We start from the raw sequence: 16,027 nt of genomic DNA on the forward strand, positions 1-16,027 counted from the left end.
GGCAGGGGCGGCTGGATTCGAACCAACGGATGCCGAGATCAAAACCCGGTGCCTTACCACTTGGCGACGCCCCTAATATAATCATCATTACAGGTGAGGTTGGCAGGGGCGGCTGGATTCGAACCAACGGATGCCGAGATCAAAACCCGGTGCCTTACCACTTGGCGACGCCCCTAACGTGTAACCTTAAAATGATTAAGAGGAGATTCTTTTAAGCTATTTACCAAGTAAGATTTACATGGCGAATGCTTAAGAATTTCATCAATATTCATTTCATTCGTTACTTCAATAAAAACACAAGCACCTGTACCTGTAAGCTTTGCTTGACCAAACTGATCTAAATATTGCATTGCTTCTTCTACTTCAGGGTATAACTGCCGAGCCAGTGGCTCAAAGTTATTTCCAAAATTAGAAGGTTCTAACTGATAGGCGCAAAATTTAGTGGTCTTAGAGTCTCTTGTCAATGTTTTTTGTGAAAAAAGCAATTGAGTGCTGATAAAACAATCAGGTTTTAAAATAATGAACTGTTTTTGATCTAAGTCTATGAATGATAAATGTTCACCGATGCCTTCAGCCCATGCATTTTTACCATAAATAAAAATTGGAACATCAGCACCGAGCTTAACACCATAGTCCGCAAGTTGTTCTTGCTCTAGGCCACATTCCCATAATTGATTTAACACAATAAGCGTTGTGGCGGCATTAGATGAACCGCCACCTAGACCTGCACCCATTGGAATATTTTTTTCAATTTTGATGTGCAAGCCACAAAATTTTTTCGCATGTGGTTTTAGTATTTGAGCTGCCCGATAAATCAAGTTTTCTTCAGCTCGAACTTCACTCAACCCATCAATTTTGATTTCTTCGCCCAAAGTCGGTGTAAATGTCATCCAATCATATAAATCAATCAGTTGGAAAATGGTTTGTAGCTCATGATAACCATTTTCGCGTCGGCCTGTAATATGTAAAAACAGGTTGAGCTTAGCAGGGGAAGGAACTCGAATCATAGATTTATATAATTAGACTTAGCGGTTTTGGATGACCATTGTAATACGGTTTTCTTTATCTTCAGCAAGAGCTTGCTTTAAAACCAGTTTGTTTGGCAAAGTTTGTTCACCATCATAACTGAAATTCACGGTCCAGCCATCTTCAATGAGTTGACTCACTCGATTTGCAGCATCTTTGGTAACTTGCGCATTTAATGTTGCGGGTTTTGCCAAAATCCAGCTCGTTAAGTGCGTAATTGGTGCTTGCCAACCCGTTGCACGTTCTAACAGCTCTTCTGGAGAGGCAGCGGTAATAAGTCCTGTTTTAGAACTGTTTAAAGTTACTTCGCCTGGTTTACCCTGAATTTGAGTTTTTCCAACGCCTAAAATACCGCTTAATTCGATATCAAAATTATCTTGCTGTTGAAGCCAAGTAAAAAAAGCACTACCAGTTTGCTGTGGTGTACGGACTCCAATTTTACCTTGTAAATTAAAGTGTTTTTCGTCTTGAACTTGTTGGGTAACCGCAGGTTTTGGTTGAGTAAAATGCTGACAACCGGTTAGAAATAATACACTTGATCCACAAATCGCTGTGCACAGTTGGGCAAATTTGCTCATATATTTAACTCTTTTTTGCAGATGTAGGTAAAATTAACGCATCAAGCTGTTGTAATTGTGGATCATTGGCATGTTTTTGTTTCAGTTGTTGTAACACTGCGCTAAATTGAGTGAGTGACCCTTGCATATACAAAGCTTTAGCATAACGAATGCCAATATTTATATTATGGCTAAGTTCATAAGCTTTGCTTAAGGCTTCTGCCGCAGCTTCATAATCATTCTGTAAAAATGCAATATAGCCTAGCGTATCAAGGATTGAGGCTTGTTCAGGGGCATATTCCAGAGCTTGTTCAGCATACTGACGTGCTTCTTTTAACCTGCGATTTTGCAGTGCCAGCGTATAAGCATATGCATTTAGATACGTTGGGCTATTGGGCTCAAGTTGTAATAATTGCTTTAATGTTTTGTCGAGTTTGTCGCGGTCCGTATATGGATCAAGTAATAAAACTTCCGCGTAAATTAGTTCTGGGTCGTCGGGTAGGTTTTTAATTGCTTCATCTAATAGATTTAGTGCAGCTTTTTTATTGCCCATTTTCTTTAAGATTTCAGCTTGAGCTTGATATAAGAAACTTGCATGTTGGGGATAATTTACTCGTTCTTGAGTAAGGAACCGTAAAGCATCGTGTAAATTTTCTTGTTTATCATATATTGCGATCAGATTGCGTCTTGATACCACGTATAAGCTGCCATCAACTAAACGATAGTAAGCTTTTGCAGTTTCATAATGCTGTTTACGTTCTGCATTAATCGCTAAGTAGTAATATGCTTCATTTTGGTATTTAGCCGAGTTGCGTAAGTCAACAAGATATTGTTCTGCTTTGTCGTATTGCTTTAAATCAATACTTGTTAAGCCTGCAATAAATAAGGCTTCTTCTGCTTGAGGGTTAGTTTCTATAATTTTTTCAAGTTTTTCTAACGCAAGCTCAGATTGGTTAATTTGTATGAGATAGCGGATTTCAGCTAAACGAATATCTAAATTTTTCTTATTTTTACGACTCGATTTTGCATACCACTTAAGTGCACCTTCTTGATCGCTGAGAGCAATAAGTAAGTTTGCTTTCATTAAAATAAAGCTCGTTACTTTAGGACGTCGGCGTAAGGCTTTGTTAATGTTGGTTAGCGCAGTTTGTAATTGTCCATTTTGTGCTTCTAAATTGGCGATGAGTGCCAAAATAGAAGGATTGGCTTTTTCTGCACTAGAGCGTAAAGCTGTTAATAAGACCTCTCGATCTTGTGCATTTTCTGGGGCAATGCTGGCTAAAATCTGTTCTAGATCAGCAGTGGGATCTATCTTTAAAATTTTATCTAATGTTTCAGCAGCAAGCTGATATTCGTGTGTTTTTAAAGCAATATGTGACAAATAGAATAAAGCGGGTACATCTTTGGGTTCTTGAGCGACCCAATGTGTAGCAATGTTTAACGCAGCTTGTAAATCATTGTATTCAAGTGCAACGTCTAAAGCTCGCTGCTTAATTGAGGTAGAGTTGCTTTTAATTGCGAGCACTGTGTAATTGTGCAAAGCGTTTGGAATATCGTCATAAGCTAGCGCAAATTCAGCAACCATGGATTGCTCTAATGCCTGATCAAACGAATGCACGGCATAGGTCTCTTGCACAGGACGTGCATAGACATATGAGGACATGCTACCTAACAATAAGAATGTGGTAGAATACTGTCTTATCGAAGCACCGTTAAAATTAATACGGCTATTCATTTGACGCAATTTTTATTGATCCAAAGTAATGCTTTTTATGACACCGATGTTGCACAATAGCATAAATTTAGCGAAATGATGATCTGATATGTCTTTCTTTGCATTGGGTGTCAACCATCAAACAGCTTCTGTAGAACTCCGCGAACAAATTGCTTTCAATGCAGAGCGATTAAGTCGTTTGCTTGCCGAACAACGCCATCACCAAAGCCTAAAGGATTTGGTGGTCGTCTCGACCTGTAACCGTACAGAAGTTTATGCCATGGCTGAAAATGCCGAAAGCCTTCTAAAATGGTTAGCCGATGCCAATAATATTGATGTAAAGCAGTTAATTCATCATGTTTATCGTTACGAGAACACGCAGGCCATTACACATTTAATGCGAGTAGCGAGTGGTCTAGACTCTCTCATGCTTGGTGAGCCACAAATTTTAGGGCAGGTCAAAAGCGCTTTGGCATTGTCTAAAGAAGCGCAAACGGTCTCTCCTGAATTAAATAGTGTTTTTGAATACGCTTTCTATGCAGCTAAACGGGTACGTTCCGAAACAGCGGTAGGTAGTCATGCTGTTTCAATGGGTTATGCAGTTGCACAACTGGCCTTACAGGTTTTTAGTAAGCCTGAAAAGCTTACTGTTATGGTGGTTGCTGCGGGTGAAATGAATAGCTTGGTGGCTAAACATTTGGCTGAAATGGGTGTCGCGAAGATTATTATTTGTAATCGTAGCCGTGAGCGTGCTGACCAGCTGGCTCAGGAGATTGCACATCAGGTTGAAGTTGAAATCATTGAGTTTTCAGCATTAGCAGAGAATTTATATCGTGCTGATGTCGTGTCGAGCTGTACTGGAAGTTTATATCAAGTTATTGCTTATTCTGATGTTAAGGCTGCATTAAAAAAACGCCGCTACCAACAAATGTTAATGGTTGATTTAGCAGTGCCACGTGATATAGATCCTAAAGTTGAAGCACTTGATGGGGTCTATTTATATGGTGTCGATGATTTACAAAGTGTGATTGATGAAAACCTCGCTCAACGTCGTCAGGCGGCAGTTGAAGCGGAAGTAATGGTGAATCAATTAGCGACTCAGCTTATTACGCATCAAAAGGTTAAAGAGGCTGGTAGCACCATTCATGCTTACCGCCAACACAGTGAAGAGATTAGTCAACAAGAGCTTACGCATGCATTAGAAGCTTTGCATCATGGTGAGAATGCCGAGCAGGTATTACAGCAATTTGCCCATCGTTTAACGCAAAAACTTATGCATCCCACATCTATTTTGTTACGTGAAGCTGCTAAAGCAGAAAATCCTGATTATTTTGAATGGTTACAACAGCATTTACAGGATGTATTTGATCATGAGCGTAAGCCAAAACATTAAGACAACAACTTTAAGCTAATTTGTTTTGTTAATTCATTCAATTGTTGTCTTAGATTTCTTGATTCAATTAAAGAAATCGGTGATTTCAGCTTCTGACGTAAATATCTTTCTTGCAGACTTAGCGAATATTCCTTAGCTAACTTGTCAGCTACTTCAGGTGCCTGTGTTAATGCCTGAATATTGGTTCTTTGCATAATATCGGCGATTTCATGACAGTAACTACTACAAGCACCAAGCACATAATAAGTTGCCAGCTCTTGGTCATCTGGTAAATCATCAAAAATACGATTTAAGATAGCCAGTACTTTGGCTAATAATTCATCTTGGTGAATATAAGCCCGTAATCCTTCGAAATGAATATAAAGAAAAGGATGATGCATTAAAATTGCAATCGCAAAGTCTTCATCTTTTGTATGGATGTTAAACGAGAGTGAAGCATCGTGGCTGATTTGTGGGGTAAAACGTTTACCTAGTCCGAGTTTTTCACGGAAAGATTGAGTAAGCAAGTAGCGGAAAGAACCTTGTTTAGGTAAGAGTTCAGTTAGTTCTCTGAGTTCTCCCATGACTAAACTTTTCCCTTCAGGCGTACTGATATCGTGTTGTCCTGTTAAGTGCGCAAACACGAAATCGGACAGAAGAGGGGCTTGTTGTAATAGTTTTTGGAAATTTTCGAGTCCTTCTCGACGGATGAGAGAGTCGGGGTCGTGATCATTGGGTAGAACAAAAAATTTGAGTTCACGACCATCATTGAGAAGGGGTAAAGCAATTTCTAAAGTTCTGCGTGCTGCTTTTTGACCTGCTGCATCGCCATCAAAAGCAATCGTAATACGACTATTTTGTTTGAATAAAATATTAAGGTGTTCAGTATTACTTGCGGTCCCTAAGGTTGCCACAGCTCCAGTAATGCCATATTGCTGAAGCGCAATGACATCCATATAGCCTTCAACCATTAACCAATCGCTAGATTTAAGCTTTCTACCTTCATAAAGTCCGTAAAGTAGCTGATTTTTATGAAAGACTTCTGAGTCCGGCGAGTTAATATATTTGGGTTTTATCTCATCATTTAAAGCACGCCCACCAAAACCAACCACTCGGCCTTTAGGGTCACGAATTGGGAAAATGACGCGGTCACGTAACAAATCAAAATCACGCCCATTATCACTTGAGCGGATAAGTCCGAGTTGTTTTAAACCGTCAATGTCATAAGGAAAAGCTTTTTCTAGATGTTGCCAGTCTTCTGGAGCATAGCCTAAGCGCCAAAATTGAATCGTCTGATTGGTTAGTCCACGCTGTTTAAAGTAATTTTTTGCCTTTTGACTATGAGGTAATTGTTGTTCATAGAACTGAGCAACATTTTCCAGTAAGTCATATAAATTACCTTCTTGAACTGGCTCATCAAAGCTAAACGGCTGTTCGAACTGAGCAAAAGGGTCATCAAAAAATACGGGTTCAAGCGTGTTGTAGCTTTCATCTGATGGCTGCTGTGAAGTTACAGGCTCAGCCGTATTTGTTTTAGTAACAGGTGGCTTTGTAACCTGACGGGTATAAGATAGTTTTTTATTCTCAGTATTATCTTTGGGTAATTCAATTCCGGTACTGCTCGATAATTCTTTCATTACCTCAATAAAGTTTCGGTTATCAATATCCATAAGAAAACGGATTGCATTTCCGTTAGCCTGACAACCAAAGCAGTGATAATACTGTTTGTCACGGTAGACATGGAATGATGGCGTTTTTTCTTGATGAAAAGGGCAACAGCCGGAATATGTACGTCCGGTTTTTTTCAATTTCACACGCTGACCAATCAGATCGACAATATCTGTGCGATCTAGAATTTGATCAATCGTATGTTGTGGAATTGCCATAATTCAGATAACCGTATTAAAACTTGATGAGACAGTAAGTCAGAATATTCTGACATGATGAATCGAGATATGCCCAATAAATATTTTAATATTTTATAAAAACAAACAGGCAAGTGATATCACTTGCCTGTTTGTTGATGTTTTTTAAAGCTTAAACTTATTGAGCAGCGTCATCTGCACCTTGTGTTACCTCATCTGATTGAACATCAGTTGAAGCTTCAGTAGAGGTTGCAGCTGGTGCAACAGTTGTATTTTCTGCTGCTTGTGACTCAGGTTTGTCTAATAAACCGAAGCTTAAACGGTTTGTCCAACTACGTTCAGACTTAGGAGCTTCAACAGGTGTTTGTTCTGGTGCTTCAGTTTCTTCTTTATCTGAATTACCAATTAAACCAAAACTAACACGGTTGAGGAAACCACGTTTTGGAGCTTCTGCTTCAGTTGTGCTCTCTGGCGTTGCAGCAGTCGATTCACGACCGAAAATACCTAAAGTTGCACGGTTGATCCAGTTACCTTCTTTACGAGCAGCACGCATGTTAACTGTGCCGTCTTTTTTCACAAGGCTTGGATAATTAAGCTTTAAAACTTCAATATATTGTTGCGAAGTAGCTTTATCACCTAACTTGTCATAGCTATATGCCAAAGTGGCTAAAGCTTCTGGAATTTGAGGTGTTTGTGGATAGTGTTCAATCACCCATTGCGAACGTTCTGCAGCGGCGATCCAAGCTTTACGTTTAACGTTGAAGCGGGCAGCAGTCATTTCATTTTCGGCAAGTTCTTGCCCAATGAATTTCATACGCTGAGCAGCATCGACAGAATATTGGCTACTTGGGAAACGACGAATTAAATCAACAAAGTTTTGATACGCAACTTTTAAATAACTCACATCACGATGTGACTGTTGCAAAGAAGTATAACGCATCAAACTGTCGTAGTTTTGCTCCATATTGGCAACAGCACGAACATAATAAGCATAATCCACATTTGGATGTTGAGGATTTAAACGAATAAAACGTTCTGCTAAGGCAATCGCGCCTTCATAATCTTTTTGTTTAAATTTCGAATATAGAAGTTCAAGTTGTGCTTGTTGAGCGTATTGTCCAGTCGGATAATAAGTATCGATTGCCTCTAAAGACTTGGTCGCATCAAGATATTGACCACGGTCAAGCGACTTTTGGGCCTTTTCGAAGTAAGCTTGTTCACTAGATTGAGGGCCAGTATCGACCACTTCTTTTTTACTTGGATTGCTGCTACAGCCCACAAATGCAGACGCTACGCCTAAAGATAAGGCAAGCATCGTAATTTTATAACGTGGTAGCGACATAAAAACTCCTCTGTTATGTTGGGCAATGAGCTACAATTGCGCTATTAAACCACTTTTATCTCAATGATCAAATGACTTCAGCACAATCTTCAAACACAAACTTCTCTGAAACCGACTTCAATTTACTTGAAGATTCTGAGGATGCAGATAACCATACTTCTGATACAACTGCAACACGTTTATCGTTGCAAGTTCAGCTAGATGAAACCTATCTGGGACAACGTATCGACCAAGTAGCAGCCTTGGTGTGGAGCGAGTTTTCACGTGAAAAGCTCAAGCAATGGTTGAAGGATGGCCATCTGTTGGTGAATGGTAACATTGTCAAGCCTAAGCACCGTTGTGAAGGAACTGAGTTGCTTACGCTCGAAGTAGAGCTTGAAGCTCAGACAACGAGTCAACCTGAAAATATTCCACTTAATATTGTCTATGAAGATGATGATATTTTAGTCATTAATAAACCAGTAGGCATGGTGGTACATCCAGGAGCAGGCAATAGTTCTGGAACTTTAGTGAATGCTTTACTTTACCATGCTCCAAAATTGGCAGAACTTTCGCGTGCTGGTTTGGTACATCGTATTGATAAAGATACCAGTGGATTACTGGTTGTTGCTAAAACATTAGAAGCTCAATTTTCTTTAAGTAAACAATTGGCGAATAAATCGGTTTACCGTGTATATGACTTGGTTGTTTATGGAAATATTATTGCTGGCGGTACGATTGATGAACCAATCAAACGTCACCCAGTTGACCGTGTGAAAATGGCAATTTTACCGGGTGGGCGAGATGCGGTAACTCACTACAATGTAAAAGAACGTTTTAAAGATTTTACCCGTGTGCAAGCGCGTCTTGAAACAGGTCGAACACATCAGATTCGTGTGCATTTTAGTTACATTGGTTATGGCTTGATTGGCGATCAGGTTTATATGAACCGTGTACGTGTACCGGCTGGTGCATCTGAATTACTGATTGAAACTTTACGCGGTTTTAAACGTCAAGCATTGCATGCAGCTAAATTAGGCTTGAAACACCCTCGTACTGGTGAAGAAATGCTATTTGAAGCGCCGTGGCCTGAAGATTTCACACATTTAGTGAATGTGTTACGTTCAGAAAACGCTGCATATTAAGGACGTGCATATGGAATTTGTTCAAGGTTTACCTCAAGGCGTATTTGTAGGGCAGACACGTGTTCAACATCCTTTGGCATTACCAACGGATCAACTTGAATTATCTGGCTTTAATTTGGCTTTACATGTCAAAGATGAGGCACAACGTGTTCAACAGCATCGAATGATATTGTTAGATGAGTTTGCGAAATTTGGTGTTAAAAAAATGACATGGATGACCCAAACGCATAGTACGATTTGCCATACTGTAAATGAAAAAATTCCCTTTAAAGCTTTAATTGGTGATGGTTTGGTCACCCAAACAAAAGGTCATGCTTTAATGATGATGACAGCCGATTGCTTACCTGTCGTGTTGGGAAATGCCGAAGGCAGTGAAGTTGCTAATTTGCATGCGGGTTGGCGTGGTTTAGCAGGTGGTATTATTGAAAATACAGTAGCCGCTATGCAGAATCCTCCAACTTGGGCATGGTTAGGAGCTGCAATCAGCCAACCTTGTTTTGAAATTGGGGCCGAAGTAAAAGCTGCCTTTTGTGATAAATATCCAGAGTTGGAAACAGCCTTTGTTGAGGGCGTCGCTCCAAATAAATTTCATGCAGACTTATATGCCATTGCTCGATTTATTTTGCAAAGTCTAGGTGTGCAAAAAGTCTTGGGTGGAGATCAATGCTCTTATCAACAGGATGATGAGTATTTTTCTTATCGTCGTGATGCGAAGACAGGACGTATGGCTACGTTTGTTTTTATGTAAGTTTTGATAACTTCCTTAAATGACTCTCTTATTTTATATTTATTAAAAATAGGAGAGTTTTTTATTTAATTTGAAAATATTTCTATAGTATGCAGTAGTGAAAACCTTATATTTCATATTTATAGATGAAGGTTTAGCAAGTGTTAATAAAATGATAAAATAGAAAAAATCGCTCAAAATTTTAATCTTATGTCTTTGCCTGAAAAACACCTCTCTATTGTTTACCACAGTCCATATGGTCATACCGCGAAAGTAGCTTTCGCTATTGCTGCTGGGGCAGAGGTGATGGGTGTAAAAGTACATTTAATGAATATTGAACATATTGATTGGGATGCGCTTGATGCATCGCACGGTATTATTTTTGGTTCACCTACTTATATGGGAAGTATGACCGCTGACTTTAAAAAGTTTATGGACAGTACTTCTAAACGTTGGAAAGAGCGTTTGTGGCAAGGGAAGCTTGCAGCTGGCTTTGCAAATTCAGGTGGGTTGAGTGGCGATAAATTAGCGGTATTACAACAATTAAATATTTTTGCGATGCAACATGGCATGCTTTGGTCAGGTTTACCTTTAATGACGACTGGGCATAGTGAAAAAGATTTAAACCGATTATCGAGTTGTTTAGGTTTAATGACACAGTCAGATAATGCACCTGTTGAAATTACTCCTCCACAAGGCGATTTAGATACTGCTAAATGGTTTGGTGAATATATTGCTGGACTCTTATATAGATTAAATTAATAAATTCTGCGATATAAAAAAGCCTCTAAAAAGAGGCTTTTTATTTAATTACTTATGAAATATACGAGCTTTATCACGCTGCCAATCGCGATCTTTTTCAGTCGCACGTTTGTCGTGAAGCTGTTTACCTTTCACAAGCGCGATTTCAAGCTTAACCAAGTGACCTTTCCAGTAACATGCTAAAGGAACACATGAGTAACCTTTTTGGTTAACTGAACCTGTTAGCTTTTCTAGTTCTCGGCGTGATAATAATAATTTACGTGTACGTGTAGCTTCAGGTACTACATGAGTAGATGCCGAAAGGAGCGGTTGAATTTGTGCACCAAATAAAAACGCTTCACCATTCTTAAAAATGACATAACTTTCTGTCAAACTCATGCGACCAGCACGTAAAGACTTTACTTCCCAGCCGAGTAAAGACATACCAGCTTCAAATTTTTCTTCGATAAAATAATCATGGCGGGCACGTTTGTTTTGTGCGATGGTTCCACCATTATGTTTTTTCACTACTGTTGCTTTCGCCATAATTCAAACTTCCACAATTGCCCCTATTGTGCCGTAAACTGATGCTAAGGTGAAGTTTTTCCTGCACGTCAATATTTCGCCTCATGTATAACTTTTGCTAAAATAGGTTCACAATACAATTAGAGTACTAGCGGATGTCTAAAACGCGTGTAATTTATCCTGGAACATTTGACCCCATCACGAATGGACACGTTGATTTAGTTACTAGAGCATCAAGAATGTTTGATGAGGTTGTAGTAGCAATTGCAATTGGACATCATAAAAACCCTTTGTTCAGTCTAGAAGAGAGAGTTGAACTGGCCCAAACATCACTCAGCCATTTATCAAATGTTGAATTTGTAGGCTTTGATGGTTTGCTCGTTAATTTTTTCAAAGAACAAAAGGCAACAGCAGTACTTCGTGGTTTAAGAGCAGTTTCTGATTTTGAATATGAATTTCAACTTGCCAATATGAACCGTCAACTTGACCCACATTTTGAAGCAGTATTTTTAACACCATCTGAGCAGTATTCATTTATTTCTTCGACATTGATTCGGGAAATTGCTCGTTTAAAAGGGGATGTAACCAAGTTTGTTCCGCAAGCTGTGGTTGAGGCCTTTGAACGTAAACATCAACAAGGTTGGTAAAGTGTCGTTATATATCACCGATGAATGCATAAACTGTGATGTTTGTGAACCAGTTTGCCCAAATGAAGCTATTTTCATGGGTGAAGTGATTTATGAAATTCATCCAGATTTATGCACTGAATGCGTTGGTCATCATGACCAGCCGCAATGTCAGTTATTTTGTCCAGTGGACTGTATTCCTAAAGATCCACAGCATGTGGAAACGGAAGATGAGCTATTCGACAAATATAAAAAATTAATTGCTCAAAAAAGCACAAGCAATTAGTAAATAAATTTGTTAATATGCGCCCCTGAAGTGAGCTGGATGGTCGCTGCTGTGGAGGTCTTCGTGACTGAAGCAGGGGAGGAAAGTCCGGGCTTCATAGGGCAGGGTGCCAGGTAACGCCTGGGCGGTGAAAGCCGACGGAAAGTGCAGCAGAGAGTAGACCGCCTCATTCGTGAGGTAAGGGTGAAAGGGTGCGGTAAGAGCGCACCGCGTGTCTGGTAACAGTTCACGGCATGGTAAACCCCACCAGAAGCAAGACCAAATAGGAATCCTGAGGTACGGCCCGTACTGGATTCGGGTAGGTCGCTTGAGCGTATGAGTGATTGTGCGCCTAGAGGAATGACCATCCTCGACAGAACCCGGCTTATAGGCTCACTTCACCTAATTTATTTAAAATTTTTCTTGACGTGCGTTAAAGAAGTTAAGATAATGCGCGCACAGTTTACGGCTATGTAGCTCAGTTGGTTAGAGCACCGCACTCATAATGCGGGGGTCACAAGTTCAAGTCTCGTCATAGCCACCATTTTATAGACCACGCTCCTGCGTGGTCTTTTTTTATGCTCATTTTTTTGATTAAACACGGTTTGTAAAGACCGACTTCATAGTTCTGGCATTGTTTGTCTAAGCCAATTTCTTCATGTTCTTATAACACTTAACAAGGATGTTGAAGACATGAAAAGGTCATTATTATTTTTAGGAATTTTAAGTTTAACTGCGGGAGTAGAGGCTTCTGCGGCCGATTTAAGTTGGGGAGATCCAACTTTGGATTCGGGTCAATTTAAAGTTTCTGGCGCAGTACGTTCCCGTTATTTGCATAAAGATTATGTGGTTGATGCAAATGAAGGGTCCCAAAATGATGATTGGCGGTTAACTGATATTAAATTAGTGCTAGGTTATGAAAATCCAGATTGGATTGCAGGTGCGGATGCCCGTTGTTATCAATATGATCGCTTATGTGATGCGATTTTCCTAAAAAAAGCTTGGGTAGGTTATAAATTATCTGACCAGCAGAGAATCATTGTAGGTTTGCAACCCGTTGATTTTGGCTTTGGCGAGTTTTGGGGCAGTAGTTACTACGAAACGCTTTTAAATACAGTCGGTTTAGAAGACATCGATAATCTAGGGATCAAATATAAATTTGCAGATAATAAATATAATTTAACTTTAGGTTTCTATCCAACTGATGGGGGAAATTATAAAGGAACTTCAAAGTACTCAAGCAGATATAGCGGTAATTTCGTTGAAGCTGATGATTTAACCACAGGAACTAATATTGAAGAAAAGAATATGTGGATTGCTCGAGCGTCTAGAAAATTTGAGCTTGATAAGGCGCAAAATTTTTCGACCGAGTTAGGTGGTTCAGTTTGGTACTCTGATTTAGAAAATAAAAGAACTGATGAAGATGGTCATCGTAAGTCATGGAACGTTTTTGCTCAAACACAATATCAAGCATGGCAATGGATGTTCTTGGCTGGGAAGCAAGATGTCACGAATGGCGATAATTTATTTCCAAATAGCTCAACCATTGGAGCATTTGATTACCCGTATCAAGTCGCTAATAAGGGTAAATATTTGGTTAATGAAATTAACTATACCTTTGCTCAGCCATTCCACAAACTTGAAAATATTAAACCTTATATCTCTCATAGCCGCTTTTTCAAAGATGAGGATGGATATAAAGACTCTGAGCGTTTAATTGCAGGCGTTTATTTTAATTACAAAGCCATTGGTATTCAGGGTGAATATATTATGAGTAAAAACGATCCAATGGTAGGTGGTGGGGCGAATGGCCTTGCACAAGGTAGCAGTAATGATTGGGATAAACTGTTTTATCTTTCAATTGGATATTATTTCTAAGAGTTAAAAGTAAACTATTGCCCTAAGTGAACAGGCCCACTTAGGGCTTTTTTTATAGAAAGACTTTTTCAGGCGGTGGTTCTCGTTTAACTGCCGGAGAAATGAGTTGTCCTCGGTTTAGGTTTTGAACATGCTGTAAACGATTGAGCAATTCGTTTTGAATGAACAAAATACAGGTTTGTAATTTAGATGAGCTTTTAAGCCGTGATGGATAAACTGCCCAAATATCGGCATCTTGCCAGTACTCAGGCAAAATATGCTGAAGTTGGCCTGTAATCAATTCATCGGCAACATCCCAAATTGACCGGAAAATAATACCGTGACCTTCTATGGCAAGTTGATGAATAATTTCGCCGTTATTCGAAACAAAACGTGGTTTGATATGCACTGAGACATCTTCAGAAGCATGTCTAAATTTCCATAAAACCGAGGATTGATCGCGTTCACTAATTGTTAAACAGTCATGTGTTTGCAAATCTTCAATACTGTCAGGTACACCGTGTTTAAGTAAATAACTCGGTGAGGCGCACAAAATTCGAAAATTGGAAGCTAACTTCTTCGCAATCATATTTGGTGCAATTTCATTACCAATTCTAATGTCCAAATCAATACTGTGTTGAATCAGGTCTTTGGTATTGTCGATGGTATCAAAATGAATCTGAAGTTTTGGATAAAGCATCATTAGTTTAGACAGAATTGGTGCGATATGCTTTCTGCCAAAACCAAAGCTACTAATAATATCCATACGACCTGTAGGTGTACTGAGCGGGTTATTGACCAGCTCACAAACTTCATCAAATTCTTCAAGAATATTTGAAACTCTCTCAAGGATGAGTTTGCCATCTTCCGTTAGGCTGACATGGCGCGTGCTGCGATGAAAGAGTTTGCAGCTTAACGTATTTTCTAAAATATTAATTCGCTTGCTAATAAAAGCTGGCGATGTCCCAAGTTCCTCAGCAGATTCGACAAAACTTTTTAGTTTAGCGACTGTGCAAAAAACCTTTAAATCCGATAGGTTAGGTAGATTGTTCACGATCCGTGTCCATTGGAGTGATAGTTCTGTTGTTGATCATTTTTGCTTAAAACATCATGTTTAAGCCATACAAGGATATTAGTCGAAGGTGTGAAGGAAGCTTATGGCAAAAAGATATAAAGTTGCCACGATTGCAGGCGATGGCATTGGTTTAGAAGTTCTACCAGAAGGCATTAAGGTTGTAAAGGCAGCAGCAGAGAAGTACGGCATTGAGCTTCAGCTAGATGCATTTGATTGGGCAAGCTGCGATTACTACCTTGAGCACGGCAAAATGATGCCCGATGACTGGTTTGAAACTTTACAGGGCTACGATGCAATTTATTTTGGCGCTGTAGGCTGGCCAGATAAAGTGCCTGACCATATTTCACTATGGGGTTCGCTGCTCCAGTTCCGCCGCGGTTTTGACCAATATGTGAACTTACGCCCAGTGCGCTTAATGCCAGGTGTAAAATGTCCATTGGTAGGTAAAAAACCAGGCGACATCGATTTTTACGTGGTTCGTGAAAACAGTGAAGGTGAATACTCAGCCATTGGCGGTAAAGCTTTTGAAGGGACAGACCGAGAGTTTGTTTTACAAGAAGCAGTATTTACACGTCATGGTGTAGACCGAATTTTGCGTTATGCATTTGAGTTTGCAAATCAGCGTGATGCGAAAAAAATTACCGCAGCGACCAAATCAAATGGTATTGCCGTCAGTATGCCGTACTGGGATGAGCGTGTTGATGCGATGGCAAAACAATATCCACAAATTCAGGCTGATAAACAACACGTTGATATTTTAGCGGCTCGTTTTGTTTTACAACCTGAACGTTTTGATGTGGTTGTGGCATCCAATTTATTTGGTGACATTCTTTCCGATTTAGGTCCTGCATGTACAGGAACCATTGGTTTGGCTGCTTCTGCAAATTTAAACCCGGAAAGAAAATTTCCATCATTGTTTGAACCTGTACATGGTTCAGCACCAGATATTTACGGTAAACAAATTGCCAACCCAATCGCTGCGATTTGGTCGGGTGCCATGATGTTCGAATTCTTTGGCGAAGATGATGAACGCTGCATTCAAGCAGGTCAGGACATTATGCAGGCGATTGAGAATGTCTTAATTAATGGACCAAAAACAGCCGATATCGGTGGTCAGGCAAAAACTTATGAGGTAGGAGATGCAATTGCATCGTGTGTAGCTCAAACTAAAATGGACGTGTTCGCTATGGAATAACGCCATCCAAAAATGG

General features: G+C 39.7%; 15 protein-coding genes, 3 tRNA genes and 1 other RNA gene. 10 read left to right on the plus strand and 9 right to left on the minus strand.

What is annotated here, in order from left to right; all coding sequences use genetic code 11:
* Nucleotides 1-2: 2 nt before the first annotated feature.
* The 5 genes from KTI79_RS17960 to KTI79_RS17980 form a co-directional block, all read right to left on the minus strand.
* A tRNA-Gln gene (locus KTI79_RS17960) sits at nt 3-74 on the minus strand.
* A 26-nt stretch (nt 75-100) separates the two neighbouring features.
* Nucleotides 101-175: transfer RNA gene (locus KTI79_RS17965), tRNA-Gln, on the minus strand.
* Nucleotides 174-1,007: a 4-(cytidine 5'-diphospho)-2-C-methyl-D-erythritol kinase gene (gene ispE, locus KTI79_RS17970; protein ID WP_086266032.1), complete on the minus strand. Its 834-nt coding sequence runs from the start codon at nt 1,005-1,007 to the stop codon at nt 174-176. The genes KTI79_RS17965 and ispE overlap by 2 nt, the downstream gene beginning before the upstream one ends.
* An 18-nt stretch (nt 1,008-1,025) precedes the next feature.
* Nucleotides 1,026-1,604 (minus strand): lipoprotein insertase outer membrane protein LolB, encoded by a 579-nt coding sequence (gene lolB, locus KTI79_RS17975; protein WP_032054229.1) that lies wholly within the window; start codon nt 1,602-1,604, stop codon nt 1,026-1,028.
* A gap of 4 nt (nt 1,605-1,608) precedes the next feature.
* Nucleotides 1,609-3,318: a tetratricopeptide repeat protein gene (locus KTI79_RS17980; protein WP_199937171.1), complete on the minus strand. Its 1,710-nt coding sequence runs from the start codon at nt 3,316-3,318 to the stop codon at nt 1,609-1,611.
* An 88-nt stretch (nt 3,319-3,406) separates the two neighbouring features.
* Between KTI79_RS17980 and hemA the strand changes: the two genes are divergently transcribed.
* Nucleotides 3,407-4,690 carry a glutamyl-tRNA reductase gene (gene hemA / locus KTI79_RS17985; protein ID WP_032004255.1) on the plus strand — a complete coding sequence of 428 codons (1,284 nt, stop codon included), beginning with the start codon at nt 3,407-3,409 and terminating at the stop codon, nt 4,688-4,690.
* Here the strand turns inward: hemA and KTI79_RS17990 are convergent.
* Nucleotides 4,687-6,555, minus strand: a complete 1,869-nt coding sequence (locus KTI79_RS17990; RefSeq protein ID WP_032056898.1) for a DNA primase — start codon at nt 6,553-6,555, stop codon at nt 4,687-4,689. The two genes, hemA and KTI79_RS17990, sit on opposite strands and share 4 nt — an antisense overlap.
* Before the next feature lie 157 nt (nt 6,556-6,712).
* Nucleotides 6,713-7,876: an outer membrane protein assembly factor BamD gene (locus KTI79_RS17995; RefSeq protein ID WP_032054232.1), complete on the minus strand. Its 1,164-nt coding sequence runs from the start codon at nt 7,874-7,876 to the stop codon at nt 6,713-6,715.
* Between the two features lie 71 nt (nt 7,877-7,947).
* On the opposite strand from KTI79_RS17995, the gene rluD reads away from it, so the two are divergent.
* From rluD to KTI79_RS18010, 3 genes are all read left to right on the plus strand, one after another.
* Entirely contained in the window at nt 7,948-9,000 is a 1,053-nt protein-coding gene (rluD, locus tag KTI79_RS18000) for a 23S rRNA pseudouridine(1911/1915/1917) synthase RluD (protein ID WP_016142026.1), read from the plus strand.
* 10 nt (nt 9,001-9,010) lie between these two features.
* Nucleotides 9,011-9,748, plus strand: coding sequence for a peptidoglycan editing factor PgeF (gene pgeF, locus KTI79_RS18005; protein WP_032054234.1), 738 nt, complete (start codon nt 9,011-9,013; stop codon nt 9,746-9,748).
* 189 nt (nt 9,749-9,937) lie between these two features.
* Nucleotides 9,938-10,489 (plus strand): flavodoxin family protein, encoded by a 552-nt coding sequence (locus KTI79_RS18010; RefSeq protein ID WP_032054235.1) that lies wholly within the window; start codon nt 9,938-9,940, stop codon nt 10,487-10,489.
* A 48-nt stretch (nt 10,490-10,537) separates the two neighbouring features.
* Here the strand turns inward: KTI79_RS18010 and smpB are convergent, their stop codons facing one another.
* Nucleotides 10,538-11,014: an SsrA-binding protein SmpB gene (gene smpB / locus KTI79_RS18015; RefSeq protein WP_002120348.1), complete on the minus strand. Its 477-nt coding sequence runs from the start codon at nt 11,012-11,014 to the stop codon at nt 10,538-10,540.
* A 134-nt stretch (nt 11,015-11,148) separates the two neighbouring features.
* Between smpB and coaD the strand changes: the two genes are divergently transcribed.
* The 5 genes from coaD to KTI79_RS18040 all read left to right on the plus strand — a co-directional run bounded on the left by coaD (nt 11,149) and on the right by KTI79_RS18040 (nt 13,762).
* On the plus strand, nt 11,149-11,640 hold the full coding sequence (coaD, locus tag KTI79_RS18020; protein WP_005070938.1) for a pantetheine-phosphate adenylyltransferase: 492 nt from the start codon (nt 11,149-11,151) through the stop codon (nt 11,638-11,640).
* A gap of 1 nt (nt 11,641) precedes the next feature.
* Nucleotides 11,642-11,905, plus strand: a complete 264-nt coding sequence (locus KTI79_RS18025) for a YfhL family 4Fe-4S dicluster ferredoxin (RefSeq protein WP_005070936.1) — start codon at nt 11,642-11,644, stop codon at nt 11,903-11,905.
* A gap of 27 nt (nt 11,906-11,932) precedes the next feature.
* Nucleotides 11,933-12,288, plus strand: an RNA gene (gene rnpB, locus KTI79_RS18030) — RNase P RNA component class A.
* 63 nt (nt 12,289-12,351) lie between these two features.
* Nucleotides 12,352-12,428 (plus strand) — tRNA-Met (locus KTI79_RS18035).
* A gap of 149 nt (nt 12,429-12,577) precedes the next feature.
* A complete protein-coding gene (locus KTI79_RS18040; protein WP_032054236.1) occupies nt 12,578-13,762 on the plus strand; it encodes a hypothetical protein in 1,185 nt (394 codons plus the stop codon).
* 52 nt (nt 13,763-13,814) lie between these two features.
* Here the strand turns inward: KTI79_RS18040 and KTI79_RS18045 are convergent, their stop codons facing one another.
* Entirely contained in the window at nt 13,815-14,795 is a 981-nt protein-coding gene (locus KTI79_RS18045) for a LysR family transcriptional regulator (protein ID WP_032054237.1), read from the minus strand.
* Nucleotides 14,796-14,898: 103 nt separating this feature from the next.
* Between KTI79_RS18045 and KTI79_RS18050 the strand changes: the two genes are divergently transcribed.
* On the plus strand, nt 14,899-16,011 hold the full coding sequence (locus tag KTI79_RS18050; RefSeq protein WP_016142021.1) for a tartrate dehydrogenase: 1,113 nt from the start codon (nt 14,899-14,901) through the stop codon (nt 16,009-16,011).
* The last annotated feature ends 16 nt before the right edge of the window (nt 16,012-16,027 follow it).

Origin of the sequence: Acinetobacter sp. WU_MDCI_Abxd143 (assembly GCF_025514195.1) — a bacterium.
Taxonomy (GTDB): domain Bacteria; phylum Pseudomonadota; class Gammaproteobacteria; order Pseudomonadales; family Moraxellaceae; genus Acinetobacter; species Acinetobacter pittii_H.